The 22,423-nt window shown below is 67.7% G+C and carries 19 protein-coding genes; 12 read left to right on the top strand and 7 right to left on the bottom strand.

Annotated elements, in window-relative coordinates; genetic code table 11:
• Positions 1–198 precede the first annotated feature (198 nt).
• The 4 genes from ABSF49_RS16030 to ABSF49_RS16015 form a co-directional block, all read right to left on the bottom strand.
• Complete coding sequence (locus ABSF49_RS16030) at positions 199–735, bottom strand: L,D-transpeptidase family protein (protein ID WP_424113655.1); 537 nt, start codon at positions 733–735, stop codon at positions 199–201.
• A gap of 71 nt (positions 736–806) precedes the next feature.
• Positions 807–2,777 (bottom strand): glycosyltransferase family 2 protein, encoded by a 1,971-nt coding sequence (locus ABSF49_RS16025; protein ID WP_424113654.1) that lies wholly within the window; start codon positions 2,775–2,777, stop codon positions 807–809.
• Entirely contained in the window at positions 2,774–4,267 is a 1,494-nt protein-coding gene (locus ABSF49_RS16020) for an HlyD family secretion protein (protein WP_424113653.1), read from the bottom strand. The genes ABSF49_RS16025 and ABSF49_RS16020 overlap by 4 nt, the downstream gene beginning before the upstream one ends.
• A 292-nt stretch (positions 4,268–4,559) precedes the next feature.
• Complete coding sequence (locus tag ABSF49_RS16015) at positions 4,560–5,189, bottom strand: TetR/AcrR family transcriptional regulator (RefSeq protein WP_424113652.1); 630 nt, start codon at positions 5,187–5,189, stop codon at positions 4,560–4,562.
• 133 nt (positions 5,190–5,322) lie between these two features.
• Between ABSF49_RS16015 and ABSF49_RS16010 the strand changes: the two genes are divergently transcribed.
• The 9 genes from ABSF49_RS16010 (at position 5,323) to ABSF49_RS15970 (ending at position 15,349) form a co-directional block, all read left to right on the top strand.
• On the top strand, positions 5,323–6,795 hold the full coding sequence (locus ABSF49_RS16010) for an efflux transporter outer membrane subunit (protein WP_424113651.1): 1,473 nt from the start codon (positions 5,323–5,325) through the stop codon (positions 6,793–6,795).
• A 25-nt stretch (positions 6,796–6,820) separates the two neighbouring features.
• Positions 6,821–7,867 (top strand): HlyD family efflux transporter periplasmic adaptor subunit, encoded by a 1,047-nt coding sequence (locus ABSF49_RS16005; RefSeq protein WP_424113650.1) that lies wholly within the window; start codon positions 6,821–6,823, stop codon positions 7,865–7,867.
• 16 nt (positions 7,868–7,883) lie between these two features.
• A complete protein-coding gene (locus ABSF49_RS16000) occupies positions 7,884–9,434 on the top strand; it encodes a DHA2 family efflux MFS transporter permease subunit (RefSeq protein ID WP_424113649.1) in 1,551 nt (516 codons plus the stop codon).
• A gap of 63 nt (positions 9,435–9,497) precedes the next feature.
• On the top strand, positions 9,498–11,972 hold the full coding sequence (gene uvrB / locus ABSF49_RS15995; protein ID WP_424113648.1) for an excinuclease ABC subunit UvrB: 2,475 nt from the start codon (positions 9,498–9,500) through the stop codon (positions 11,970–11,972).
• 348 nt (positions 11,973–12,320) lie between these two features.
• Positions 12,321–12,539: a hypothetical protein gene (locus ABSF49_RS15990; RefSeq protein ID WP_424113647.1), complete on the top strand. Its 219-nt coding sequence runs from the start codon at positions 12,321–12,323 to the stop codon at positions 12,537–12,539.
• Positions 12,540–12,651: 112 nt separating this feature from the next.
• Positions 12,652–12,870 carry a hypothetical protein gene (locus ABSF49_RS15985; RefSeq protein WP_424113646.1) on the top strand — a complete coding sequence of 73 codons (219 nt, stop codon included), beginning with the start codon at positions 12,652–12,654 and terminating at the stop codon, positions 12,868–12,870.
• 31 nt (positions 12,871–12,901) lie between these two features.
• Complete coding sequence (locus tag ABSF49_RS15980) at positions 12,902–13,120, top strand: hypothetical protein (RefSeq protein WP_424113645.1); 219 nt, start codon at positions 12,902–12,904, stop codon at positions 13,118–13,120.
• Between the two features lie 176 nt (positions 13,121–13,296).
• Entirely contained in the window at positions 13,297–14,013 is a 717-nt protein-coding gene (locus ABSF49_RS15975) for a TetR/AcrR family transcriptional regulator (protein WP_424113644.1), read from the top strand.
• Positions 14,014–14,344: 331 nt separating this feature from the next.
• Positions 14,345–15,349, top strand: coding sequence for a DUF2778 domain-containing protein (locus ABSF49_RS15970; RefSeq protein WP_424113643.1), 1,005 nt, complete (start codon positions 14,345–14,347; stop codon positions 15,347–15,349).
• A 209-nt stretch (positions 15,350–15,558) separates the two neighbouring features.
• Here the strand turns inward: ABSF49_RS15970 and ABSF49_RS15965 are convergent, their stop codons facing one another.
• Positions 15,559–16,821 carry a putative bifunctional diguanylate cyclase/phosphodiesterase gene (locus tag ABSF49_RS15965; protein WP_424113656.1) on the bottom strand — a complete coding sequence of 421 codons (1,263 nt, stop codon included), beginning with the start codon at positions 16,819–16,821 and terminating at the stop codon, positions 15,559–15,561.
• Here ABSF49_RS15965 and ABSF49_RS15960 point away from each other — a divergent pair.
• Positions 16,783–17,169, top strand: coding sequence for a hypothetical protein (locus tag ABSF49_RS15960; protein ID WP_424113657.1), 387 nt, complete (start codon positions 16,783–16,785; stop codon positions 17,167–17,169). The two genes, ABSF49_RS15965 and ABSF49_RS15960, sit on opposite strands and share 39 nt — an antisense overlap.
• 448 nt (positions 17,170–17,617) lie before the next feature.
• Complete coding sequence (locus ABSF49_RS15955) at positions 17,618–18,640, top strand: DUF2778 domain-containing protein (protein ID WP_424113642.1); 1,023 nt, start codon at positions 17,618–17,620, stop codon at positions 18,638–18,640.
• A gap of 38 nt (positions 18,641–18,678) precedes the next feature.
• On the opposite strand, the gene ABSF49_RS15950 is transcribed toward ABSF49_RS15955, so the two are convergent.
• A complete protein-coding gene (locus tag ABSF49_RS15950) occupies positions 18,679–19,896 on the bottom strand; it encodes an MFS transporter (RefSeq protein WP_424113641.1) in 1,218 nt (405 codons plus the stop codon).
• 154 nt (positions 19,897–20,050) lie between these two features.
• Here ABSF49_RS15950 and cmk point away from each other — a divergent pair, with 154 nt between their 5' ends.
• Complete coding sequence (gene cmk / locus ABSF49_RS15945; protein WP_424113640.1) at positions 20,051–20,674, top strand: (d)CMP kinase; 624 nt, start codon at positions 20,051–20,053, stop codon at positions 20,672–20,674.
• A 456-nt stretch (positions 20,675–21,130) separates the two neighbouring features.
• On the opposite strand, the gene ABSF49_RS15940 is transcribed toward cmk, so the two are convergent.
• On the bottom strand, positions 21,131–22,345 hold the full coding sequence (locus ABSF49_RS15940; protein ID WP_424113639.1) for an IS110 family RNA-guided transposase: 1,215 nt from the start codon (positions 22,343–22,345) through the stop codon (positions 21,131–21,133).
• Positions 22,346–22,423 lie beyond the last annotated feature (78 nt).

The following is a 22,423-nucleotide window of genomic DNA, read 5'->3' as shown; positions in this document are numbered from 1 at the left end:
GGCCTTCAACCAGATCGCTCAAACCGGCTCGAACCAGGATCGCCAATCACGCGCCAAAGGACGCAACCGCTGCTGGAAAATCCCCCTTGACGAATACATTCCCCATGTGAGCAATCCAGACTTGGGTCTGCGGCGGCGGCTTAGTCTGGATCGCTTCGCCGCCGCTCGCAACGACGCTCCGTCTGATGGCGTCACGCGTCAACCGATCCACATCTCCGCGCCGCGCGCCAGCCGCGGCGCAAGCTTGCGCATGTCGGCGGCGGATATGGCGACGCAGCCGGCGGTCGGCGTCAGGCCGGGGCGGGCGAGATGGAAGAAGATCGCGCTGCCGCGGCCTTTCACGCGGCGGGTGAAATTGTAGTCGAGGACGAAGACCAGATCGTAGAGCGCGTCGTCGCGCCGCATGCGATCGGTGCAGTCTGCGGCGGGGAGGCGGACCGGGCGGTTGTAGCGCCCGCTCGCCGGGTCTTCGCACCAGCCCTGGTCGCGCCGCAACGGCTTGAGCGGCACGCCGCCGGCCGGCGGGCGGCGGCGGTCGGGACGGTAATAGCCCCACAGCAGGCGGAAGCGGCCGGCCGGCGTCGCGCCGTCGCCTTCGCGCTTGTCGCGCACGATCCCCGCCGGCCCGAGCGCGCAAGCGACGCGCAGCGGCCCGGCGATCAGCCAGCCGCGGGCGCGCGCGCCGAGGCGCGGCAGCACACGGAGGGTCTTGAGCTTGCGCCACTCGCGAAACATGTGAAGACAGTGGCGGCCGAGCCGAGAAGGCGCAAGCGGCGAACCGCTCTTCCTCCGGAAGGCGCGGCGGTTCAGTCGAACAGTCGCCGCGCCAGACCGACGACGACTTGCATCGGCTTGACCTCGGCGACGCCGGGGTCGTAGCGCCCCGAATAGACGGAGCGGATCATCGCCGACCTCGCTTCGAACGTATCCTCGATCGCGACGGCGAAGTCGGTCGCGCCGGCGCGCACGACCGAGGCCCGCAGCCGCCTGCCGTCGAGCAAGAGGGCCAGCTGAGTTCCTGTCGGCGCCGGCGCCACGCCGCGCAGCCGGACGCCGCCGGTGGAGATGTCTTCGATCAGATAGAATTGAATGCGGTCGCCGACGATCAGCCGTGCAACCGCGCCGCGCCCATCGAAGCGCTCCGAGCGGCGGAAGCGCGGCTGCTCGATGCAGACGACGGAAGCCAACGTCAGAATGAAGATGTTGTACCAGCTCCAGAACAGCGGCAGCGACGCCGCGCCGTGCAGGTCGGACGGCGGGTCGAGGATGAAGGCGCGGCAGACCCCTGCGATTGTCAGCGTGAGCAGGATCATGAATGGGGCGAGCACCCGCAACTGGACAAAGCGCCTGCTGCGGTCGCCACCCTTGGCGGTGACGACGAACTTCTGGCCCTGAGGCCTGGTCAGACCCTGCCAAACCGCCTTGACGACGCTGGTTGCGGCGAGCAGAAGGCCGAGATCGCCCATGATCGGCAGCGACCGCGCGCCCGACAGCCACGCCACCGCCAGGGTCTGGGCGATGAAAAAGGGCAGGAAGTGATAGAGCGTGTCGGAGGCGTCGGCGCGCACCGCCACAATCCCGAACAGGAAATACGAGAGCGGCAGCGCAAGGCCGACCAGGCGGTAGCAATGGTTCGCCGACCAATGCAGGAAGGTCTCGCTGAGGATCAGCCGATCGACGAGGCTGAGGCCGTTGCCGGGGCGCAGCGGCCCGCTGCGGCCGGCGCAGATCTGCATGAAGCCGAGGCACCAGCGGCTGCGCTGGCCGATGTATTCGCGCAGGCCCTCCGGCGCGAGGCCGAGCGACAAGCGCTCGTTGAGATAGACAGTGCGATAGCCGATGTGCTTGAGCCGCAGCGTCAGCAGGTAGTCCTCGGTCACCGAATCGGTCGGGAAACCGCCGATCCGCATCAGGGGCGCGAAGCGGATGATCGACGATGTGCCGCAGCAGAAGGCGGCGCCCCAAGCGTCCTTCGACGCCATGATGACGTCGAAGAAATAGCGCTGCTCGTCCGGCCACACCCGCGCCACCGACAAGTTGCGCTGCATCGGGTCGGGATTGGCGAAGTGCTGCGGCGTCTGCACCACGCCGACCTCGTCGTCACGGAACAGCGTCATCGCGCGGGTAAGGAAGTTTGGCGTCGGCACGAAGTCGGCGTCGAGGATCGAGACGTAGTCGGGCGGCGGGTCGAGCGCGGCGACGCGCCTCAGCCCGTTGTTGATGTTGCCGGCCTTGGCGTGGGCGTTTTCGGCGCGGGTGATGTAGCCGCAGCCGAGCCGCCCGCACAGCGCCTCGAGCCACGGCCGCCGCCCGTCGTCGAGCGTCCACAGCCGATAGTTGGGATAGTCTATCGCCAGCGCGCCGACGATCGTCTGCTCGAGAATCGCCTCTTCCTCGTTGTAGGTGCAGATGAACACGTCGACCAGCGGCGGCGTCGGCTGCGAGGTCAGCCAGCCGAGATTGGCCTCGACCTCGGCGGAACGGTCGCGCACGCGCGACAGGAAGAAGAACGAGATCGTTCCGCCGACCAGCGCCGCGGTTTCGACGAAGATGAAGACGAGCGCGACCAGCGTGTCGAGCGTGAAGCCGAACGGCGGCAAGGTGCTGAACCAGCGCCACAGCAGGTAGCGCCACATCAGCGCCAGCACGAGCGCGACGACGACGGCGCGGGCGATCGTGTTGTCGCGCTTGAGCCACGGCAGCGCGGCGAAGCCGGCGCCGGCGACGACCGCGGCTGGCCAGCAGCTCTCGACCGCGCTGGCGAGAAAGGGGCTCACCAGAGGCTGGGCCGCAACGCGTCGAGCAGGTCGGCGTGCGCGCCGTCGAAGATCACCCGACCGGTGCGGCCGACGTCGCAGGTCTGGGCGCTGGCGAGCCCGGGAACCGAGACGGTGACGTGATAGGCGCCGCGCGCCAGCGCCGCCGGCTGAATGGCGAAATTCGCCGGCGCGGTCGAAGAGCCGGTGAGGCTGATCACGGTTGCGGCGAGGTCGTCGCCGCCGTCGCGCGGCTGGAAGCGCGCCGGCGAGCCGACGCGCAGGCGGTCGTAGACGCTTTCGCCGACCGTTGCGGTGACCAGCGCGCCGCCGCAGTCGAGCACGCGCGCGAGCTCCTGGCCGCGCCTGACCTGCTCGCCGGGCGCGGTCAACAATTCCCAGACGCTGCCCTTGGCCGGCGCGACGACGGCGGCCGACGACAATTGGGCGTAGCGCGCCTGCTCGTCGGCGACGTCCTGCGACAGGCGGGCGATGCGGCGGTCGCCTTCGTCCAGCGCCTGCTCGAAATCGACGATCTGCTGACGCAGGTCGTCGGCGCGCTGCGCCGAAGTCGGGCGGTCGTTGTAGCTGTCGCCGACGAACACGCTGCGCCGGGCGGCGTCGAGCTCGACGTCGTTGACCACGATCAGGCCCTGGGCGGCAATCTCGTTCTGCGCCGCGACGTCGGCGTCGCGCTTGGCCAGGTTGACCTGGACCGTCGTTCCGGCGCCGTCGGCGGCGAGTCGGTTGGCGCGTTCGAGCGTCGCCTTCGCGTCCAGCGTGCGCGCGTGAGCCGCGGCGGCGTCGGCGGTCAGCGCGTCATGGCGCGCCTCGAGCTGGCGGATGCGCGCGGCGCCGAAGGCGCGGGTCTGTTCGGTCAGATCGGCGAGCAGGGCGCGCGCGCTCTCCAGCCGCGCCGCCAGACGCGGCCGCTCGTCGCGCGCCTGTGCGAGCTGACGCGACAGGTCGTCGACGCGGCCGCGATCGGCGCGCGGGTCGACGATGCGGAACAACAGGTCGCCCGGCGCCAGCGCGGCGCCCGCCTCACGGCCGGCGGGACCGGCTTGCAGTTCGCCTTCGATCGGCGCGCGCAAGGTGATGACGCGCGCATTGACGATCGCCTCGACGCTCGAGGTCTGCGCCATCCGCTGCAGCGGCTCGTAGCCGACCGCGGCGACCAGCGCGAGCCCAAGCAGCGTCTTGACGACGCGCCGCGGCGTCGACGAATTCGGCTTCGTCTTGACCGGGGCGGCGGGCGCGGGCGATTTGAGGATCGGCGACGGCTCGGCGTCGGGCGCGTTGCGCCGCCGCCAGTCGTCGGCGGCAGGCGAACTCGCGACGCCGGCCTCGGCGAGCAGGCCGCGCAGATGAGCGAGCCGCCGGCCGGCGTCCATCTGGGCGAAGGCCGCCGAATCGACCGACGCGTCCTCGCCGCCGGTCTCGCGCCGCCGATGTTCGGCGAGCGAATCAGCCTCGGTCGGCTCGCGCTGGGGCAGGGACGCCGCGGTCACCCGCGCGTCTCCTGGCGCGCGCCGGTGGCCGGACAGCCGCAGTCGCGGCCCCGAGCGGGGCGAAGCGCCGAAACGGAAACAAGTCTTGTCGTCATCACAGACCGGTACGCCTGTACGGTAAGGATACGGATTTACTACCCTTGGGATGAATAGAATTGTCGATAATTCGTTTATGGAAGGTGAATTAACGGTCGATTAGGGAATGACTTGCGTGAGGCCGCGCCGCGGGGCCGGCCGGCGGAGGCGTCCGTGCCGGCGGTCGCGTGCGCCGTTCATGCGCGCGTGGCGCGGCTCACTTCATCGCGCCGTACGCGGCGAGAAAGGTCGTCACGGCGTTCTTCGCCTGCTTCTCGACTTCGCTGCGGTCGTCGGCCCCGACGACGCCGAACAGCCGCTTCCGGTGCAGTTCTCCGGCGCACAAGTCCATGAATTGCGCCACCGCGACCGACGCCTCCGTCCGCCGCAACTCGCCCCGCTCCATCGCGGCGAGGAAGTAGTCGGCCAGGCGATCGAGTCCATGCTGGACGCCAATGTGATAGGCGGCCTGGCCGATCTCCGGAAAACGCGCCGATTCCGCGACGACCAGCCGGTAGAAGGCGACCGTGTCCTCGCTCAGCAACATGTCGAGGAAGCGCCGAGCGAAACGCTCGAGAACCGTGCGCACGTCGCCCTGCGTCTCGCTCATTTCGAAGAGGGGCGCGAGCATCAATCGGACCTCTTCTTCGATCACAGCGGCGAACAGGTCCCTTTTTGAAGGAAAGTAGCTGTAGAGCGTCGCCTTCGATCCGCCGACCTTGGCCGCGATCTCCGACACCGACGCCGCAGAGTAGCCTTCGCGCAGAAAGGCCGCGCGCGCGATCGCCAGCATCGCGGCGCGGCGATCGTCGCTTCGCGCCGCAGCGGTCGCCCGGGCCGCCCGCATTCGCCTCTCCGATCTCGTCTCGTACCGTACCGTACGGCCCTATTGACTCCGCCTGACACTACCGTCAAATTGCGCCTCACGCAATGGTAACGTACCGTACGGTACATTGCTTGCAGAAGGGGATGGCGGCGATATGTCAAAGGGAAACGCCCGCGTCAGCGCGAGAGTCCCCGCTCGCGCGGCCGGTCGCCCGCACCCTGCGGTCGTCGCCATCCCCACTCTATTCGTCCTCGTCGGTTGCGCGCCCGACCTCGGCGAAGCGCCGCGCGTCCAGCCGCCGACGGCCTACGCCGACGCCAAAAGCTTCGCCGCGCCCAAGGCCGACTGGCCCGCGGACGCGTGGTGGAAAGCCTATGGCGATTCGCAGCTTGACCAACTGATCGACGAGGCTTTGGCCGACTCGCCCGATCTCAAGGCTGCGGCGGCGCGCGCCCGCGGCGCGGCGGCGATGGCCCAGGTCGCCGAAGCCAACTTGTGGCCGACGGTCGTCGGAACCGCAAGCGTGACGAAGACAGAGCAGAGCACCAACCAGGGCATGTCCGCCATTTCCGAAGCCGCTCTTCCACACGGCTGGCACACGGCGGGTCAGATCGCCGCCGGTTTCGACTATGAGCTCGACTTCTTCGGCAAGAATCGCGCGACGCTGGCGGCGGCGACCTCGGAGGCGGAGGCCGCCGCGGCGGAACAGTCCGAAGCGCGTCTGCAGATTTCCGCAGCGGTGGCCGAGACCTACGCCAACCTGGGCCAGCTCTTCGCTGACCAAAGGGCCGCGCGCGACGCCGTGCGCGTCCGCCAGGAAAGCGCCGAGCTGGTCGAGAGCCGGTCGAAGTCCAACCTCGAAAACGAGGGCGCGGTGAGCCTGGCGCGCGGCCAGCTTCACGCCGCCGAGCTCGAAGCGGACGCGCTCGATCGCCAGATCGCGCTGACCCGCGATCAGCTCGCGGCCCTCATCGGCAAGGGGCCGGACCGCGGGCTCGCCATCGTCCCTCCCGCGGTCGAAAGGGCCCGCAGCCTCGGATTGCCCGCCAGGCTTTCGGTCGATCTGATCGGACGGCGTCCGGACATCGTCGCGGCGCGCCTCGGCGCCGAGGCCGCGGCCTCCCGCATCGACGTCGCCAACGCCAATTTCTATCCCAACGTCGATCTGACCGGCTCGTTCGGCTATCAGTCGTTCGACCTCAAATACCTGCTGCAGCATCAGTCGCAGATGGGCCAGTTCGGACCGGCGATCCATCTGCCGATCTTCGACTACGGCCGCAACGAGGGCGTCTACCGCGGCGCGCGAGCAGAATACGACGCCGCCGTCGCCGTCTACGACCGGACGCTAGCCAACGCCCTGCGCGACGTCGCCGACGCCTACGCCAACCGACGCGGCGTCGCCGTCGAGATCAAGGACGCGCGCGCCGCGCTGGCGGAGAGCGAAAACGGCTATCGCGTGATCAAGCAGCGCTACGACGCCGGGCTGTCGCGCTACACCGACGTGCTGACGGCGGAGAACGCGCTACTCGCCCAACGCCGCGCCGTCGCCGATCTCCAAGCGCAGGCCTTCGCCGCCGACGTCGGCTTGGCGCTCGCGCTCGGCGGCGGCTACGCCGCCCATTCCTGAAGTTCCCTTCGCATCGGAGCCTTGCATGACCTCCGCCGAAACGACCATCGAATCCAAGGGCGACGAGGCGGCGGATCGCCCGAAGCCAGCCCAGTCGAAGGAAGCGCGCAAGAGCCGGCTGCGCGGGTGGCTGTTCACCGCGTTGTTTGTCGTCGTCGCCGCGGCCGCGGGCGCGGCGGCGGCGCGGTGGTATTTGATTTCCTCGAAATATGTCACGACCGACAACGCCTATGTCGGCGTCTCGTCGGCGCTGGTGACGCCGTTGACCAGCGGCGCCGCCTCGAGCGTTCCGGTTCACGACACGCAGTTGGTCAGGCAGGGCGACGCGCTGCTGACGATCGATCCGCAAGACGCCAGGCTGGCGCTCGCCCAGGCCGACGCCGCCTACGGCCTCGCCGTGCGCAGGGTGCAAGGCTATTTCGCCAGCCTGGCGGCGCGTCAGGCTGACTACGAGCGCGCCAAGCTCGATTACGAACGGCGCGCCAAGCTCGGCAATTCCGGCGCGGTCTCGGGCGACGAGCTGTCGGCGGCGAAGAACAATTTCGAATCCGCCGCGGCGGCGCTCGACGGGGCGAAGGCGCTGACCGGCGGCGTCGAGGTCATGACCCATCCGGAGGTGCTGGCGGCGAAGACGGCGCTCGAAATCGCCAGACTCAATCTCGATCGCACCGTGATCCGGGCGCCGGTCGACGGCGTGGTGGCGCAGCTCCAGGTCCAGGTCGGCCAGCGCGTCCAGGCGGGCGCGCCGGTGATGACGATCGTGCCGATCGCCGACGTCTACGTCGACGCCAATTTCACCGAGGATCAGCTCGGCGAGGTGCGGCCGGGCCAGTCGGCGACGCTGACGTCGGACTATTACGGCTCGTCGGTGACGTTTCACGGCGTCGTCGCAGGCGTCGGCGGCGGAACCGGATCGGCCTTCGCGGTCATCCCGGCGCAGAACGCGACCGGCAATTGGATCAAGGTCGTCCAGCGCGTGCCGGTGCGAATCACGCTCGATCCCGGCGAATTGAAGGACCACCCGCTGCGCGTCGGCCTGTCGATGTCGGTCGCCATCGAATTGTCGAAGTGAGCCGGCGGAGACTGTCGTGAGCCGCCTCGCCGCCCAAACCGTCGCCCCCGTGCGACCCGAGCCGCACGGCGTCGCGCTGTTGGCGATCGTGCTGATCCTGGCGGCGGGCAATTTTCTCGCGGTGCTCGACCTGACCATCCCCAATGTCCTGGTGCCGCACATCGCCGGCGGCCTCGCCTCCTCGCCGAGCGAGGGCACCTGGGTGATCACCGGCTACGGCGTCGCCGAGGCGATCATGGTTCCCTTGACCGGCTGGCTGACCGAGCGGTTCGGGCCGGTGAGAGTGTTCGTGCTCTGCGTCGCCGGCTTCGGCGCCTTCTCCGTGCTGTGCGGCATGGCGACGTCGCTCGACATGCTGATTGCCTTCAGGGTCGCGCTGGGGGTCTGCGGCGGGCCGCTGATCCCCATTTCGCAGACCCTGCTGCTCGGCATCGTCCCCAAACGCCGAGCTAACGCCGCGCTGGCGGTCTGGTCGATTGCGAGCATTCTCGCGCCGATCGCCGGCCCGGTGATCGGCGGCCTGATCGGCGACCATTGGAGCTGGCCGTGGGCCTTCTACATCAAGGCGCCGCTGGCCGCGGTCATCGCCTTGGGCGCCTGGAGGATTCTGACGCCGTACGAAACGCCGACCGTCAAGGCGACGGTCGATTTCGCCGGGCTCGCGCTTCTGGTCGTCTGGGTGGCCGCGCTGCAGACCATGCTCGGCGTCGGCCAGGACAAGGACTGGTTCAATTCCCAATTCGTCGTCGCGCTGCTGATCGTCACGCTCATCGGGCTCGCCGCCTTCGTCATCTGGGAAACGACCGATCGACGACCGATCGTCAATCTGAGCGTGTTCGCCAATCGCGGGTTCACGGTGTCGATGGCGGTGATCGCCGTGGCGTTCGGCGCCACCTTCGGCTCCATCGTATTGGTGCCGCTGTGGCTGCAGACCAGCATGGGCTACACCGCGACCTCGGCGGGCTACAATTCCGCTTTAGCCGGCGTCACGATGATCGTCGCCGCGCCGGTGACGACCGCCCTGATGACGCGCGTCGACTATCGCGCCGTCGCCTGTCTGGGGCTCTCGCTCAGCGCCGGCGCGTCGTTGATGCGTGTCGGCTACAACGACCAGATGACGTTCTGGCAGTTGATGTGGCCGCAGCTCGTGTTCGGCGCCGGCATGATCATGAGCGTCATCCCGCTGATGGATATGTCGACCAGCTCGTTGGAGGAGAAGGACGTCGCCTCCGGCGCCGGCCTGTTCAACTTCATCCGCACGCTGGCGAGCGCCCTTTCCACCGCCGCGATCGTCGCGCTGTGGAACAATCAGATCCGGGCCAGCGGCGCGACTCTCGCCGGCGAATTGCGGCCGCGCGCCCTGCTCGACGCCGCGGCGGCGACGGGCATGGGCCACGACAAGGCGCTCAATCTGCTCGATCTCATGGTCCAAGGCCAAAGCGTGATGCTGGCGACCAACCGGACCTTCCTCATCGTCGGCCTCCTCCAGCTCGCGACGGCGGCGCTGGTCTGGATCGCGCCCAAACCGCCCAAGCGCGCAGGCGGCGGCGTGCCACTTGCCCACTAGCCGACCGGCGCGGTCCCCTCGCCCCGCCTTCCCTCGGCCGCGCTTTGCCCCCATATTCGCGTCATGCCCAAACCCGCCAAGCCCGGGCCTCGCCCGAGTCGCGCCAAGGCCGCGCGGCCGGAGGTCCATCCGCTCGACGACCACCTCGCCGCGCTGCTCAATCCGGCCCTGGTCGACAAGCCGCAAACCTCCGGCCCGCAAGCCTTCGGCGAAGCGCCGCAGGCGCGCTTCGCGGCAGTCGCCGAGCCGCATCCGCGCGGCCTGACCGGCGCGACCGCGTCAGCCGAATCGCTGAAGACGCTGCTCGAACTCGGCGACCCCAACATCCGCGACCGCCCGGCGTGGACGCCGCACCGACCGCCGCGGCCGGACAAGTCGGAAGGCGGTCGGCGGTTCAAGATCGCCTCGGAATTCGAGCCCAAGGGCGACCAGCCGCACGCGATCGACGAATTGGTCAAGGGAATCGTCGCTCACGAGCGCGACCAGGTGCTGCTCGGCGTCACCGGCTCGGGCAAGACCTTCACCATGGCCAAGGTGATCGAGGCGACGCAGCGCCCGGCGTTGATCCTCGCCCCCAACAAGACGCTGGCGGCGCAGCTGTACGGGGAGTTCAAGAGCTTCTTCCCCGACAACGCGGTCGAGTACTTCGTCTCCTACTACGACTATTACCAGCCGGAGGCCTACGTCCCGCGCTCGGACACCTATATCGAGAAGGAATCGTCGATCAACGAGCAGATCGACCGCATGCGCCACGCCGCGACGCGCGCGGTGATGGAGCGCGACGACGTGATCATCGTCGCCTCGGTCTCCTGCATCTACGGCATCGGCTCGGTCGAGACTTACACCGCGATGACCTTTTCGCTTGCCGTCGGCGACAAGGTCGACCAGCGCCAGGTCATCGCCGACCTCGTCGCGCTGCAATACAAGCGCAGCCAGGCCGATTTCGGCCGCGGCCTGTTCCGCGTTCGCGGCGACACGATCGAGCTGTTCCCCGCCCATTACGAGGACCGCGCCTGGCGCATCGGCTTCTTCGGCGACGAGATCGAGCAAATCGCCGAATTCGATCCGCTGACCGGGCAGAAGACGCAGGAGCTCGAATTCGTCAAGATCTACGCCAACAGCCACTATGTCACGCCGCGGCCGACGCTGCTGCAGTCGATCGACGCGATCAAGCGCGAGCTCAAAGTCCGGCTCGATCAGCTGATCGGCCAGGGGCGGCTGTTGGAGGCGCAGCGGCTCGAACAGCGCACGCTATTCGATCTCGAAATGCTGCAGGCGACCGGCTCCTGCGCCGGCATCGAGAATTATTCGCGCTACCTGACCGGCCGTCGGCCCGGCGAGCCGCCGCCGACCCTGTTCGAATACCTGCCCGACAACGCGCTCGTCTTCTGCGACGAGAGCCATGTCACCGTGCCGCAGATCGGCGGCATGTATCGCGGCGACTATCGCCGCAAGGCGACGCTGGCCGAATACGGCTTCCGTCTGCCCTCGTGCATGGACAACCGGCCGCTGCGCTTCGAGGAATGGGACGTGATGCGGCCGCAGAGCGTCTATGTCTCGGCGACGCCGGGCAAGTGGGAGATGGAGCGGACGGCGGGCGCCTTCGTCGAGCAGGTGATCCGCCCGACCGGCCTGATCGACCCGCCGGTCGAGGTGCGCCCGGCCCGCAGCCAGGTCGACGACCTGCTCGGCGAGGTCAAGCGCGTTGCGTTAGCCGGCTTTCGCACGCTGGTGACGACGCTGACCAAGCGCATGGCCGAGGATCTGACCGAATACCTGCACGAGAACGGCGTGCGGGTGCGCTACATGCATTCCGACATCGAGACGCTGGAGCGGATCGAGATCATCCGCGACCTCCGCCTCGGCGCCTTCGACGTGCTGGTCGGCATCAACCTGCTGCGCGAAGGCCTCGACATTCCCGAATGCGCGCTGGTGGCGATCCTCGACGCCGACAAGGAGGGCTTCCTGCGCTCCGAGACCTCGCTGGTGCAGACGATCGGCCGCGCCGCGCGCAACGTCGAGGGCAAGGTCATCCTCTACGCCGACGTGGTGACCGGCTCGATGCAGCGCGCGATGGAGGAGACCAACCGCCGCCGCGCCAAGCAGCAGGCCTACAACGAGGCCAACGACATCACGCCGGAGACGATCAAGCGCGGCATCCAGAACATCCTCGGCTCGGTCTACGAGGCCGACCACGTCACCGTCGATTTCGGCCTCGCCGGTGCCGCGCCGATCGGCCACAACCTCCAGGCGACCATCGCCGACCTCGACAAGCGGATGAAGGCGGCGGCGGGCGACCTCGAATTCGAGGAGGCAGCGCGGCTGCGCGACGAGATCAAGCGCCTGCAGGCGGTCGAGCTCGCCGTCGGCGACGATCCGCTGGCGCGCCAGGAGGCGGTCGCCGCGGCGGGCGGCGGTTTCGCCGAACCCGCTCCGGGCCGGCCGTCGAATCGCCCGCGCAAGCCGACCGACGCCGACATGGGCCCCCACAACTGGGGCGGCGGCGAAGCGCGGCCGAGAGGCGGAAAGCGCCGCTAGAGCATTTTGTGCTTGGATTGACCCGCTCTCCGCTCTAGCAGGGTGTTGAAAAAGTCCCAGAGGCCAATCGAAAACCGTGAACGAACCGGAATCAAAACCGGACCCTTCACGAATCAAAGTGCGGCGAAAATCAGTTTTTCAACAGCCTGCTAGAACCCCTCTCCCAAAGGGAGAGCAAAGCCCGTTCCTGCCCCCCCCTGCGCCCTCTCGCTCTCGAAAGGGCGAGCGCCCCCGATCGCATTCAGTTGAACGCCGCCCCCTTGAAAGGCGGGCTGGACGCCACATGTTCAGTGCGCAGTGATCAATGAACAGTTATCGTCGATCACATATCGAACCAGGAGATTCACAATGCGCAACTTTGCAGTCCTCGGCGCTTCGGCGCTGATCTTCGCCCTCGGCGTCGCCCAGGCTTCGGCGATTCCGTCCACCGAGCAGTGGCAGGCGCACGTCGCCACCGAGAATTCCGCCGCCGGGCCGTCCGCCACCAGCGATTTCGCCGGGTTCCGCGCTTTGGCCGTCGATCAGGCGGCCGACCAGACTCCGAGCCTCTATCGCCGCGGCCGCTAAATCACGTCCAGTTGAACGCGGCCCCCTTGAAAGCCGGCTTGGACACATCATGTTCAATGAACAGTGAGCAACGAACAGAGATCATCGCTCACATATCAAAAGGAGAACTTCCATGCGTAATTTTGCAGTCCTCGGCGCTTCGGCGCTGATCCTCGCCCTCGGCGTCGCCCAGGCTTCGGCGATTCCGTCCACCGAGCAGTGGCAGGCTCATGTCGCCACCGAGAATTCGGCCGCCGCGCCGTCCGCCACCAGCGACTTCGCCGGGTTCCGCGCTCAGGCGGTCGACCAGGCGCAGGACGTCAGCCCGAGCCTCTATCACCGCGGCCGCTAAGTCGGCCCCACACTGAAAACGGAGAACCACAATGCGTAAATTTGCAGTCCTCGGCGCTTCGGCGCTGATCCTCGCCCTCGGCGTCGCCCAGGCTTCGGCCGTTCCGACCACCGAGCAGTGGCAGGATCATCTTGCCCGCATGTCGTCGGTCACTGCGCCTTACGGCACAGGCGACTTGCGCGACTTCCGCGCTCAGGCGGTCGACCAGGCGCAGGACGTCAGCCCGAGCCTCTATCACCGCGGCCGCTAAGTCGGTCGTCCCCCCGCGCCGGCCGTTCGCGGCCGGCGCAGGGGACTAAGTTCGGACGGGAATCCTGAAATCGGAGGTTTGACAAACATAGCGTCCGCCCTGCTAATCAGGCTAGGAAGCCCAGATAAGACAGGCGCAACGGATGCGGGCCGGGGGCAGATATGTCGAAGAACGCCATGCAATCGCCGTCACGCCGTGAATATGTGATCTCGCTCGACCATCGCAAGGCGCGCGGCGCCGGATGCGAACGGCCGGCCGAGATCCTCAAGGCGGCGCGCGAATTGTTCCTGGAGCACGGCGTCGAGAACGTCACGACCCGGCAGATCGCCGCGCGCGTCGGCATCTCCCAGACGGCGCTCTACGTTTATTTCGCATCCAAAGAGGAGATGCTGGACTCGCTGGCCGAAGAGGCCTGGCGGAGCCTCGCCGCTGCGCTTGCGGCCGCCGACCCCGAGGGCGCCGAAAGGTCGGATCCGGTCGAGCGATTGCGCGCGATCCTCTCCGCTTACATGCGCTTCTGGCTGCGTCGTCCTGACGACTATCGCATCATCTTCATGCGCAAGTCGCTGCGTCCTTGTCCGAGCGACGACGACAACCGCTTCGCCACGCGCGACGGCCTGCTGGAACGACTCGCCAACCGCTTCGAGGCGGCGGCGCTGGCGCGACTGGTTCGGGACAACTGGCGTCCCGAGGCGGCCGCGCTGGCGATGTGGGCGGCGGTTTCCGGTCCGGTCGCGCTTCGCCTCGCGTTTCCCGATCTCCACTGGCCGCCCGAAGACGAGCACGTCAAGGCGACGATCGACATGATCATTCAGGGTTGCGACAGTCGCGGCGAGAAGGGCGCAGCCAAGGCGCTCGAACCGGCGACCGAAGGCGTGACCTTCGTCGATTAGCGCTCGCCCCCCTCTCGTTCGCGAGAGGGGAGACGCGCTTGACCGCCCCCGATCGACATTCCAGAGACGGCGCGCGCCGGCGCCCTGGCGGGGCGGACTGTTTCCCCAGTCCTTTCTTATGCTAAGCTACATTGACGGCGCGCCGCGGACCTGGCGGCGCGGCAAGGTCGGCGAAGGGCGGGGGAGTGGCGCTTGCGGTTAATCCGGCGTAAACATCTCCCCCGCAGACTCGGCGTATGGAGGGCGTGAGCTAGGGCTGGGCATGACGACAATAACGCCGTACCTGTTGGATGCGCCCTCGTCCCGCGGACAAGATCTGCGCGCGGATTTGTTGCCGATTTTCACCGGCGGCGTCGCCTTGGCGGCCGTCTGCGGCTTTGGCGTCTGGTTCGTCTCGCCGCCGTCTCCGCCCGCCGAATCGTCAATTGTCGTCGCCCGCGCCGCCGTCGAGCGCCCGCCCGTTTCAAAGCCCGCCCGCGCCGTCGCCAATCCGTTCGGCGGCCTGGTCGAATTCGCCGCGCCTGAGCCCACGCTTCGCAGCGGCGACCCCAACGTCTACGGGCCGCTGGTCGCGTCCTTCCCCGATTCGGCGCCCGCCGCGGCGGATGCGGCGCTCGGCGCCAGCCGCTCGCTCGGCCCGGCCGTCGCCCCGCTCGAAGCGGCGCCGGCCGCCGTCGCGGCGGCGCCCCCCGCCCTGCTCAATGCGCCGCTGCCGCCCAGGCGCGAGGTGGCGAGCGTCGACGATTCGGCGCCGCTGCCGCCGGCGCGACCGACCGAATTCGCCGCGCTCGAATCGCCCGCGCCCGACAAGGCGCTCGGCCCCAGCCGTTCGCTCGAAGCGCCCGCGCTCGCCTACGCCGCGCCTGATGCGACCAATCTCGCCACGCCCGCCGCGCCGGCGAAAACGTCGATCTTCTCGATCTTCAGCCCGCAACCGACGCGGCCGGCCGGCTACGACGACCACACCGCCGTCTACGACATCACCGCGCGCGCACTCTACATGCCCGACGGAACCAAGATCGAGGCGCATTCAGGCCTCGGCGAGTACATGGACGACCCCAGTCACGTCGACGAGCATCTACGCGGCGCGACCCCGCCCGATCTCTACGACCTGCAGCCGCGCGAATCGCTGTTCCACGGCGTGGCGGCGATCCGGCTGGTTCCGGTCGGCGGCGAAGAGGCGGTCTACGGCCGAGCGGGCCTGCTCGCCCATCCGTTCATGATGGGCGACAACGGCGATTCGAACGGCTGCGTGTCGATCAAGGACTACGACGCCTTCCTTAAGGCGTTCCAGGACGGCAAGGTCACCCGCCTCGCGGTGGTGGCGAAGATCTAGAGCAGCCCAGTCGTCTGGAGACGAAATCGCCTTCGCCAATCGTCGTGAGCGATCGCCACGCGATTCCGACTCTGCCGCCGCCGCAAATCCGTCAGCTCGGACGATCTCGCTGTCGCTCGCGGCGACGGCGAAGGGATTCGATGGGGAAGCGACGCCCGCCGGGAAACTGCGCCCAATGGCCGCCGTCGGAAATTCTCCCGGTCCCGGGGTCAGGCCGCTGACGCGCGCGGATCCGCTTTCAGCAGCTTCAGGATTTCGCTCGCCGGCTCTGCTTTGCCGAACAGATACCCCTGTCCTTCGAGGCAGCCGGTTTCCTTCAGACAAGCGAGCTGTTGGGCGTCTTCTATGCCTTCGGCGAGCGTCGAAAGGCCGAAGCCGCTCGCCAGACCAAGAATCGCTCGAACGATCGCCAGACTTTCCGGGTCCTTGCAGACAAGGTCGACGAAGCTGCGGTCGATCTTGATTTTGTCGAGATGAAGCATTCGCAACTGCGCGATCGTCGCATAACCCGTGCCGAAATCATCGAGCGCGATTCGAACCCCCGCTTGCCGCAACGGCTCGATCGCGCGCCGCGCCTTGCTGAAATTGTCGACGAGCGCGCTCTCGGTCAGCTCGAGTTCAAGTCGATGCGGCGGCAGTTCCGTTTCGGCAAGGATGGATAGAATTCGCAGCCCCAACGTGTCGTCGCGCAATTGAATCGCGGAGAGGTTGACCGCGACCTTTATGTCTTTGGGCCAAGCGCCCGCGTCGCGGCAGGCCTGACGCAGCATCTGATCTCCGAGTTCGCCAATCAGTCCGCATTCCTCGGCGATCGGGATGAACACGTCCGGCGCGACCTGACCGAACTCGGCGCTGTCCCATCTCGCCAGCGCTTCGAAGCCGATGATGCGATTGTCTTCGAGCGAAACCAACGGCTGATAGTGCGGGACGATCGCCTTGGCCGCCAGCGCCGCGCGCAATCCCTTCTCCATCGCCATGCGGCGTTCCATATTCGCATCCATCTGCGGCTCGAAAAATCGGATCGTCGACACGCCTTCAGCCTTGGCCCGATAGAGGGCGCGATCGGCGCGGCGCATGAGTTCATCGCGTGTCGCGCCGTCGTCGGGCGCAATCGCAATCCCGATCCCGACCCCCAGTTTCAACGCCGCGCCGGCAATCTGGATCGGCTCGCTGAGGGCGACGACGATGCGCCGGGCTAGCCGCGTAGGATCGTCGAGCGAGGCGATGTCCGGCTGAATGATCGCGAACTCGTCGCCGCCGACCCTGGCCAGCAGCGCGTCGGCGCGGGTGATGTTCGACACGCGTTCGGCGAACACCGTCAGGGCCTTATCGCCGGCGGCGTGACCGTAGATGTCGTTGATCGGTTTGAAGCCGTCGAGATCCATCATCAGCACGGCCGTCCCGCGCGTTTCAGCGGCCGCGGACTCGAGAGCGTGATCGAGCTTCTCGGAGAAGAATCGGCGGTTTGGCAGGCCGGTGAGCGGATCGTGGCGCGCGAGATTGTGCGCGATCTGCTCCGCGGCGCGGCGCGCCCTGACCTCTCGCGAAAGATCCTGCATGCGGCGAAGGCTGAAAATGATCACCCCGATACTGACGAATACATAGAGACCGAAAACGTCGTCCAAACCCAAATAATCATACTGTCGCACGAATTGCGCCATCGCGAGAAACATCTCGCCGATGTCGAGGCCCGCGAATATGTCGAGCGCGATAAAGAAAATAACGACAGAGACAATGATAATCAGATCTCGCGAGGAACGCGTCTCGAAAGCGGATTTGAACGCGCCTGCGATCTTCGTTGTTGTTGGACGCCAGAGTGACGATCTCACCGTTATCTCCGGATTTCCATTACGGAAACAAATTCGACTCCCTCGTGGCGCAATCATAACTGCGATACGTTATCAAATACTTTTGGATATCTGCGCGAGGCCGAGAACCGATCCGCCACGCATCAACCCGCGATGCAACGCCAAGCGTTGGTCGCGCGTCTTGGATTCAGCGCCACACTTGCGACGCGGCGAGGCGCTTCGACATGTTCGCGTCGCCGGCGCATTCGGCGGTCGCCGCGGAGCGCGCGCCGATCGCAGGTCCGCGGACGCGGTTAATCGAGCGTGAACCGGTTTCGTTCAAATTCGGCGCCTGTGCGGTGCGGAGCGTGGGCGTAGGTTGGCGATGCGGGAGAACGGGCCGATCTTCGATGAGGCGTTGCCTCAGCGTGGGCGTGATGCCAATCCGATTCTTCCGCCGTTGCTTTGCGGCTGCGCGGCGGTGGCCCTCACCGCCGGATTTGGGGCGTGGGTTCTGTCGTCGCCGCCGGTCACGGCGCCGCAATCCGTCGTCGTCCGCTGGGCGGCCGATTCGCCGCCGCCGCGGCCTCGGGTCGCCAACCCGTACGGCGGTCTGATCGCTTTCGCCGCAGCGCCCTCGCCGCCGCTGCGGCAGGCTGAGTCCAACCCTTTCGGCGCGCTGGTCGATGTCCGGCCCGAGTCCGATGCGCCGTCGCCGGCGCCCGCCATGCCGTTGCAGGCGCGGCTCGGAGAAGCGGCGCCCGCCGTGGCCGCGTCGGTCGTCGTTCCGCCCGCCGCGCCCTTGCCGCCCGAGCGCGACGTCGCGCGTATCGACGACGCCGCGCCGCTGCCGCCGGCGCAGCCGGCTGAATCCGCCGCTTTCGTCCCGACCGCGCGCAGTGCGCCGCGGCCGCTCGAGCGCGCCGCCTCCGCCGCGCCGCGGGTCGGCGACGGCAACGCATTTCAGAAGTTGTTCGGCCTCGGCCGGTCCACTGCGCCCGCCGGTCCGTCGCTCGCCTACGCCTCGCCGGAGACCGCGGCTGTCCGCGAACAATCCAGTCCCCTCCGCGATTCGGCTTCGGGCTTTTCGGTCTTCTCCCGGTCTTCGCCGCCGGCCGGTTACGACGGCGCCACCGCCGTCTACGACATCTCGGCGCGCACGGTTTACCTGCCCGACGGAACGCGGCTGGAAGCCCATTCCGGCCTTGGCGAATATCTCGACGATCCCCGCCACGTCGATGTGCGCATGCGCGGCGCGACGCCGCCGCACGTCTACGATCTGCGGGCGCGCGAAGAGCTCTTTCACGGCGTGGCGGCGCTGCGGCTGGTGCCGGTCGGCGGCGACGGCTCGATCTACGGCCGCGCCGGCCTGCTCGCGCATACCTACATGCTCGGGCCGAACGGCGATTCGAACGGTTGCGTGTCGTTCAAGGATTACGACGCCTTCCTCAAGGCGTTCCAGGACGGCAAAGTCACCCGCCTGGCGGTGGTGGCGAAGCTGTAACCCCTTTCCTTCCGGGAGAGGGGAGCGGCGCCCCGCCCTCAATGCGCGTGCAGCGTCTCGCCGCGCTTCTCGGGGCTGAAGCGGATGATGACGACGAGCGCGACCGCGACGATTCCGGCGACCAGCGCCAGCGCATAGGAATAATCGCCGCCGTGCGCTTCGGCGAGCTTGGCCTGGAACGGGCCGTTGTAGGAGGCGAGAAAATTGCCGGCCTGATAGACGAAGGCCGGCAAGGTCGCGCGCACCGCGCCGGGCGACAGTTCGTTGAGATGGGCCGGCACCACGCCCCACGCGCCCTGCACCGCGATCTGCATGACGAAGGCGCCCGCCGCCAGCATCGCCGGCGTGGTCGAAAAGGCCCACAGCGGCAGGGCCGGCAGCGCGATCAGCGCGGCGATGGTGATTGCGTTGACGCGGCCGATCTTCTCCGAGATGTAGCCGAACGACAGGCCGCCGGCGATCGCGCCGAGATTGGCGACGATGGTGATCCAGCTCACCGTCGCCGGCGCGAGGTTCAACTGCTTCTGCAGGAAGGTCGGGTAGAGATCCTGGGTGCCGTGGCTGAACAGATTGAACGCCATCATCAGCACGACCGAATAGAGCACCAGGCCCCAATTCGCCTGGATCGTCTCCCACAGGCCGGCTCGCTGCTCGACTTTCTGCGCCGCCTCGAACGCCGGCGATTCCGGCACCGCGGCGCGGATGAACAGGGTGACGAAGGCAGGCAGGACGCTGAGCAGGAACAGCGGGCGCCAGCCGAAGGTGAAGTCGCCGAACGTGCGGCCGTAGAGCAGGCCGTAGGCGATCGAAGCGAGCAGGAAGCCGCTCGGATAGCCGCACTGCAGCACGCCGGAGATCAGGCCGCGCGCCTGCGGCGGGATCGATTCCATCGCCAGCGACGAGCCGAGGCCCCATTCGCCGCCCATCGCCACGCCGAACAGCGCCCTGAGAATGAGGAAGATCGTCAGGTTGGGCGAAAAGGCGGCGGCGGCGCCGATCACCGAATAGCAGACGATGTCGAGCATCAGCGCCGGCTTGCGTCCCCATTTGTCGCCGATGCGACCAAACACGAAGGCGCCGATGAAGCGCATCGCCAGCGTCAGGAACAGCGCATAGGCGACCTCGGGCACGCCAACGCCGAATTCCTTGGCGATGTCCTTGATGACGAAGGTCAGCAGGAAGAAGTCGAAAGCGTCGAGCGTCCAGCCGAGATAGGCGGCGAGCACGGTGCGCTTCTGCGCTTTCGTCAGGTCCATCGGCGTTCTCCCGCGTATTCTTGTCTTCGGCGCGGCGCGGCGTCGCGTATCCGTCATACCAGCCGGTCGCGGGCGGCTTCGTCAATCCCTTCGTTAGGGTGACAGCGGCGGCGCGAGGCCTTATGAGCGCGGGGCGTCAGAGGGCGGGCGGGAGATGATCATCGCAATCGACGGACCGGCGGCGTCGGGCAAGGGCACGTTGGCGCGGCGGCTGGCGGCCCATTACGGCCTGCCGCATCTCGACACCGGGCTGCTCTACCGCGCCGTCGCGGCGAGCCTGATCGCCGCCGACCGCGACTTGCACGACGTCGACGCCGCGGTCGCCGCGGCGCGCGGCCTCGGTTTGACCGAGTTCGACGAGGAAAGCCTGCGCGGCCGCCAGATGGGCGAGGCGGCGTCGATCGTCGCGGCGATGCCCGAGGTGCGCGCCGCGCTGATCGAGGCGCAGCGCAATTTCGCCCGCCGGCCGGGCGGCGCGGTGCTCGATGGCCGCGACATCGGCACGGTGATCTGCCCCGAGGCCGACGCCAAGATCTTCGTCACCGCCAGCGCGGAAACGCGCGCGCAGCGGCGCGCGCTCGAGCTCGCCGGGCGCGGCGAGAAGGCCGACTACGCGGCGATCCTCGCCGAGATCGTCAAGCGCGACGCGCGCGATTCCGAGCGCGCCGACGCGCCGCTGAAGGCCGCCCCCGACGCCGTCCGCCTCGACACCACCAAGATGAGCGTCGAGGCGGCGTTCGCCGAGAGCCTTCGCGTCGTCGAAGCGCGCCGCCGCTAGCGCGCGTTGCATTGAAGTCGAATCATCTCCGACGTCATTGCGAGCAACCCCCGGATCAAGTCCGGGGGTAAGCAATCCAGACTTAGGGATTGCGGCGGACGCTTAGTCTGGATTGCTCACATGGGGAATGTATTCGTCAAGTCTGGATTGCTCACATGGGGAATGTATTCGTCAAGGGGGATTTTCCAGCAGCGGTTGCGTCCTTTGGCGCGTGATTGGCGATCCTGGTTCGAGCCGGTTTGAGCGATCTGGTTGAAGGCCAGAACAAACTCACATTCGGTCGTCGCGTTTGAGCGGCGCACCCTGATTCCGCTTTCGGCGGCGAGGGCTCGAGAGGGCGAGACCATTCTTCGCTGCGGCTTTTGAAGCCATGCAATCCATCGGCCCGCCTGCCCGGATCGACCGAGGCTGATCGGGCCTCGGCGGATGGGGATTCTGGTGTCGGACGAGGCGCGCTCAGCCGTTCGCGGCGCCGCCCTTCATGAGGGCGCCCTCGATGACGACGCCGGCGCTGGCGAACTTCCACAGCGCGACGAGCAGTTTGCGGGCGAGTGCGACGATCGTCGTCTTGCGCCTGCCTTTTCCGGCGCCGGAAAGCCGCTGGTGGAACCAGCGCGCCAGGGCCGACTGCGGCTGATGGCGCAGCCACAGCCAGGCCAGTTGGATCATCGTCGTACGCAGGCGCGGGTTGCCGGCCTTCGACACGCCCTGTTCGCGCTCGATCGTCCCACTCCGCCATGGCGTCGGCGCCAAGCCTGCATAAGCGGCGATCTGCCGGCGATTGGCGAAGGAGCGGCAGAGCCCCTCCGTCCACAGAATGGCGGCGAACTCCGGACCGACGCCCTTCAGGCGCAGCAACATCCTCGCTGGCGAGGGCGTCGTCGCAGGTGAGGACGCCGTCGCAGGCAAGGGCGCCGCTTCGGCCTCGACCGCTTCGGCCAACAACGCGTCGCGCGCGGCTTCGACGGCCCGGATCTGATCGAGCAGCAATTCGAGCCGATCCAACTCGCGCCCGATTTGCGCCTTCAAATTCACCCCGAGCGGCCGTCCGTCGCCGGCGCCAAGCGCCTCGAGCGCTCGGCGACGATCGCGGCGCAACGGCTCATAATCGCCGACCCCTTGGGAAAACAGCAATCCCTTGATCCGATTGACGTGCCGCACGCGCTCGGCAATCAGCGCCTTGCGCTCGCGACAAATGCGGCGACGGTCCTCCTCTTCGGGCGTCGGCGCGCGCACCATCGAGCACACCCGCGGTTCGCCGCGCTTGAAGGCCAACAGCGCCCGCACCAGCGCCTCGCCGTCGATCTTGTCCGTCTTGGCCCGCCGCCGCCGGCGCGAAACCGCGATCGAGGCGGCGTCGACGACGTAGCTCTCGATCCCCTCCTGCCGCAGAACCCGGTCGATCCAGAATCCGTCCAGCCCCGCTTCGTGGATGGCGATGATCGGATAGAGCGTTCCCGTCCGCCCCCGCGCTTTGCTCCTGAGTTCGGCAAACCGCGCCAGCAGTCCCGCCACGTCTCCCGCCGGCACGTCATGCCGCGACATCTTCTCCCCGCCGCCCGGCGAAAGCGAAGTGATCAGCCAAAGCGATCGGCTCAATTCCAACGAAACGAAAATGGCGCCAAACTGCGTGCGGATAGCGGCGGTTTCTTCGCGAGCGTCAATTGACATCGATGCCTCCAGAGTGAGTGGGTTCACAGCCTCAGTCTGGCGACAGAATCGGCCGCTATCCACCTCCCATGGAATCTT

Source organism: Roseiarcus sp., assembly GCF_049514155.1.
In the GTDB taxonomy this organism is placed as follows: Bacteria; Pseudomonadota; Alphaproteobacteria; order Rhizobiales; family Beijerinckiaceae; genus Roseiarcus.
The sequence above is the reverse complement of the archived record's forward strand: the minus strand, read 5'-3'. Positions and strand labels throughout refer to the sequence as shown.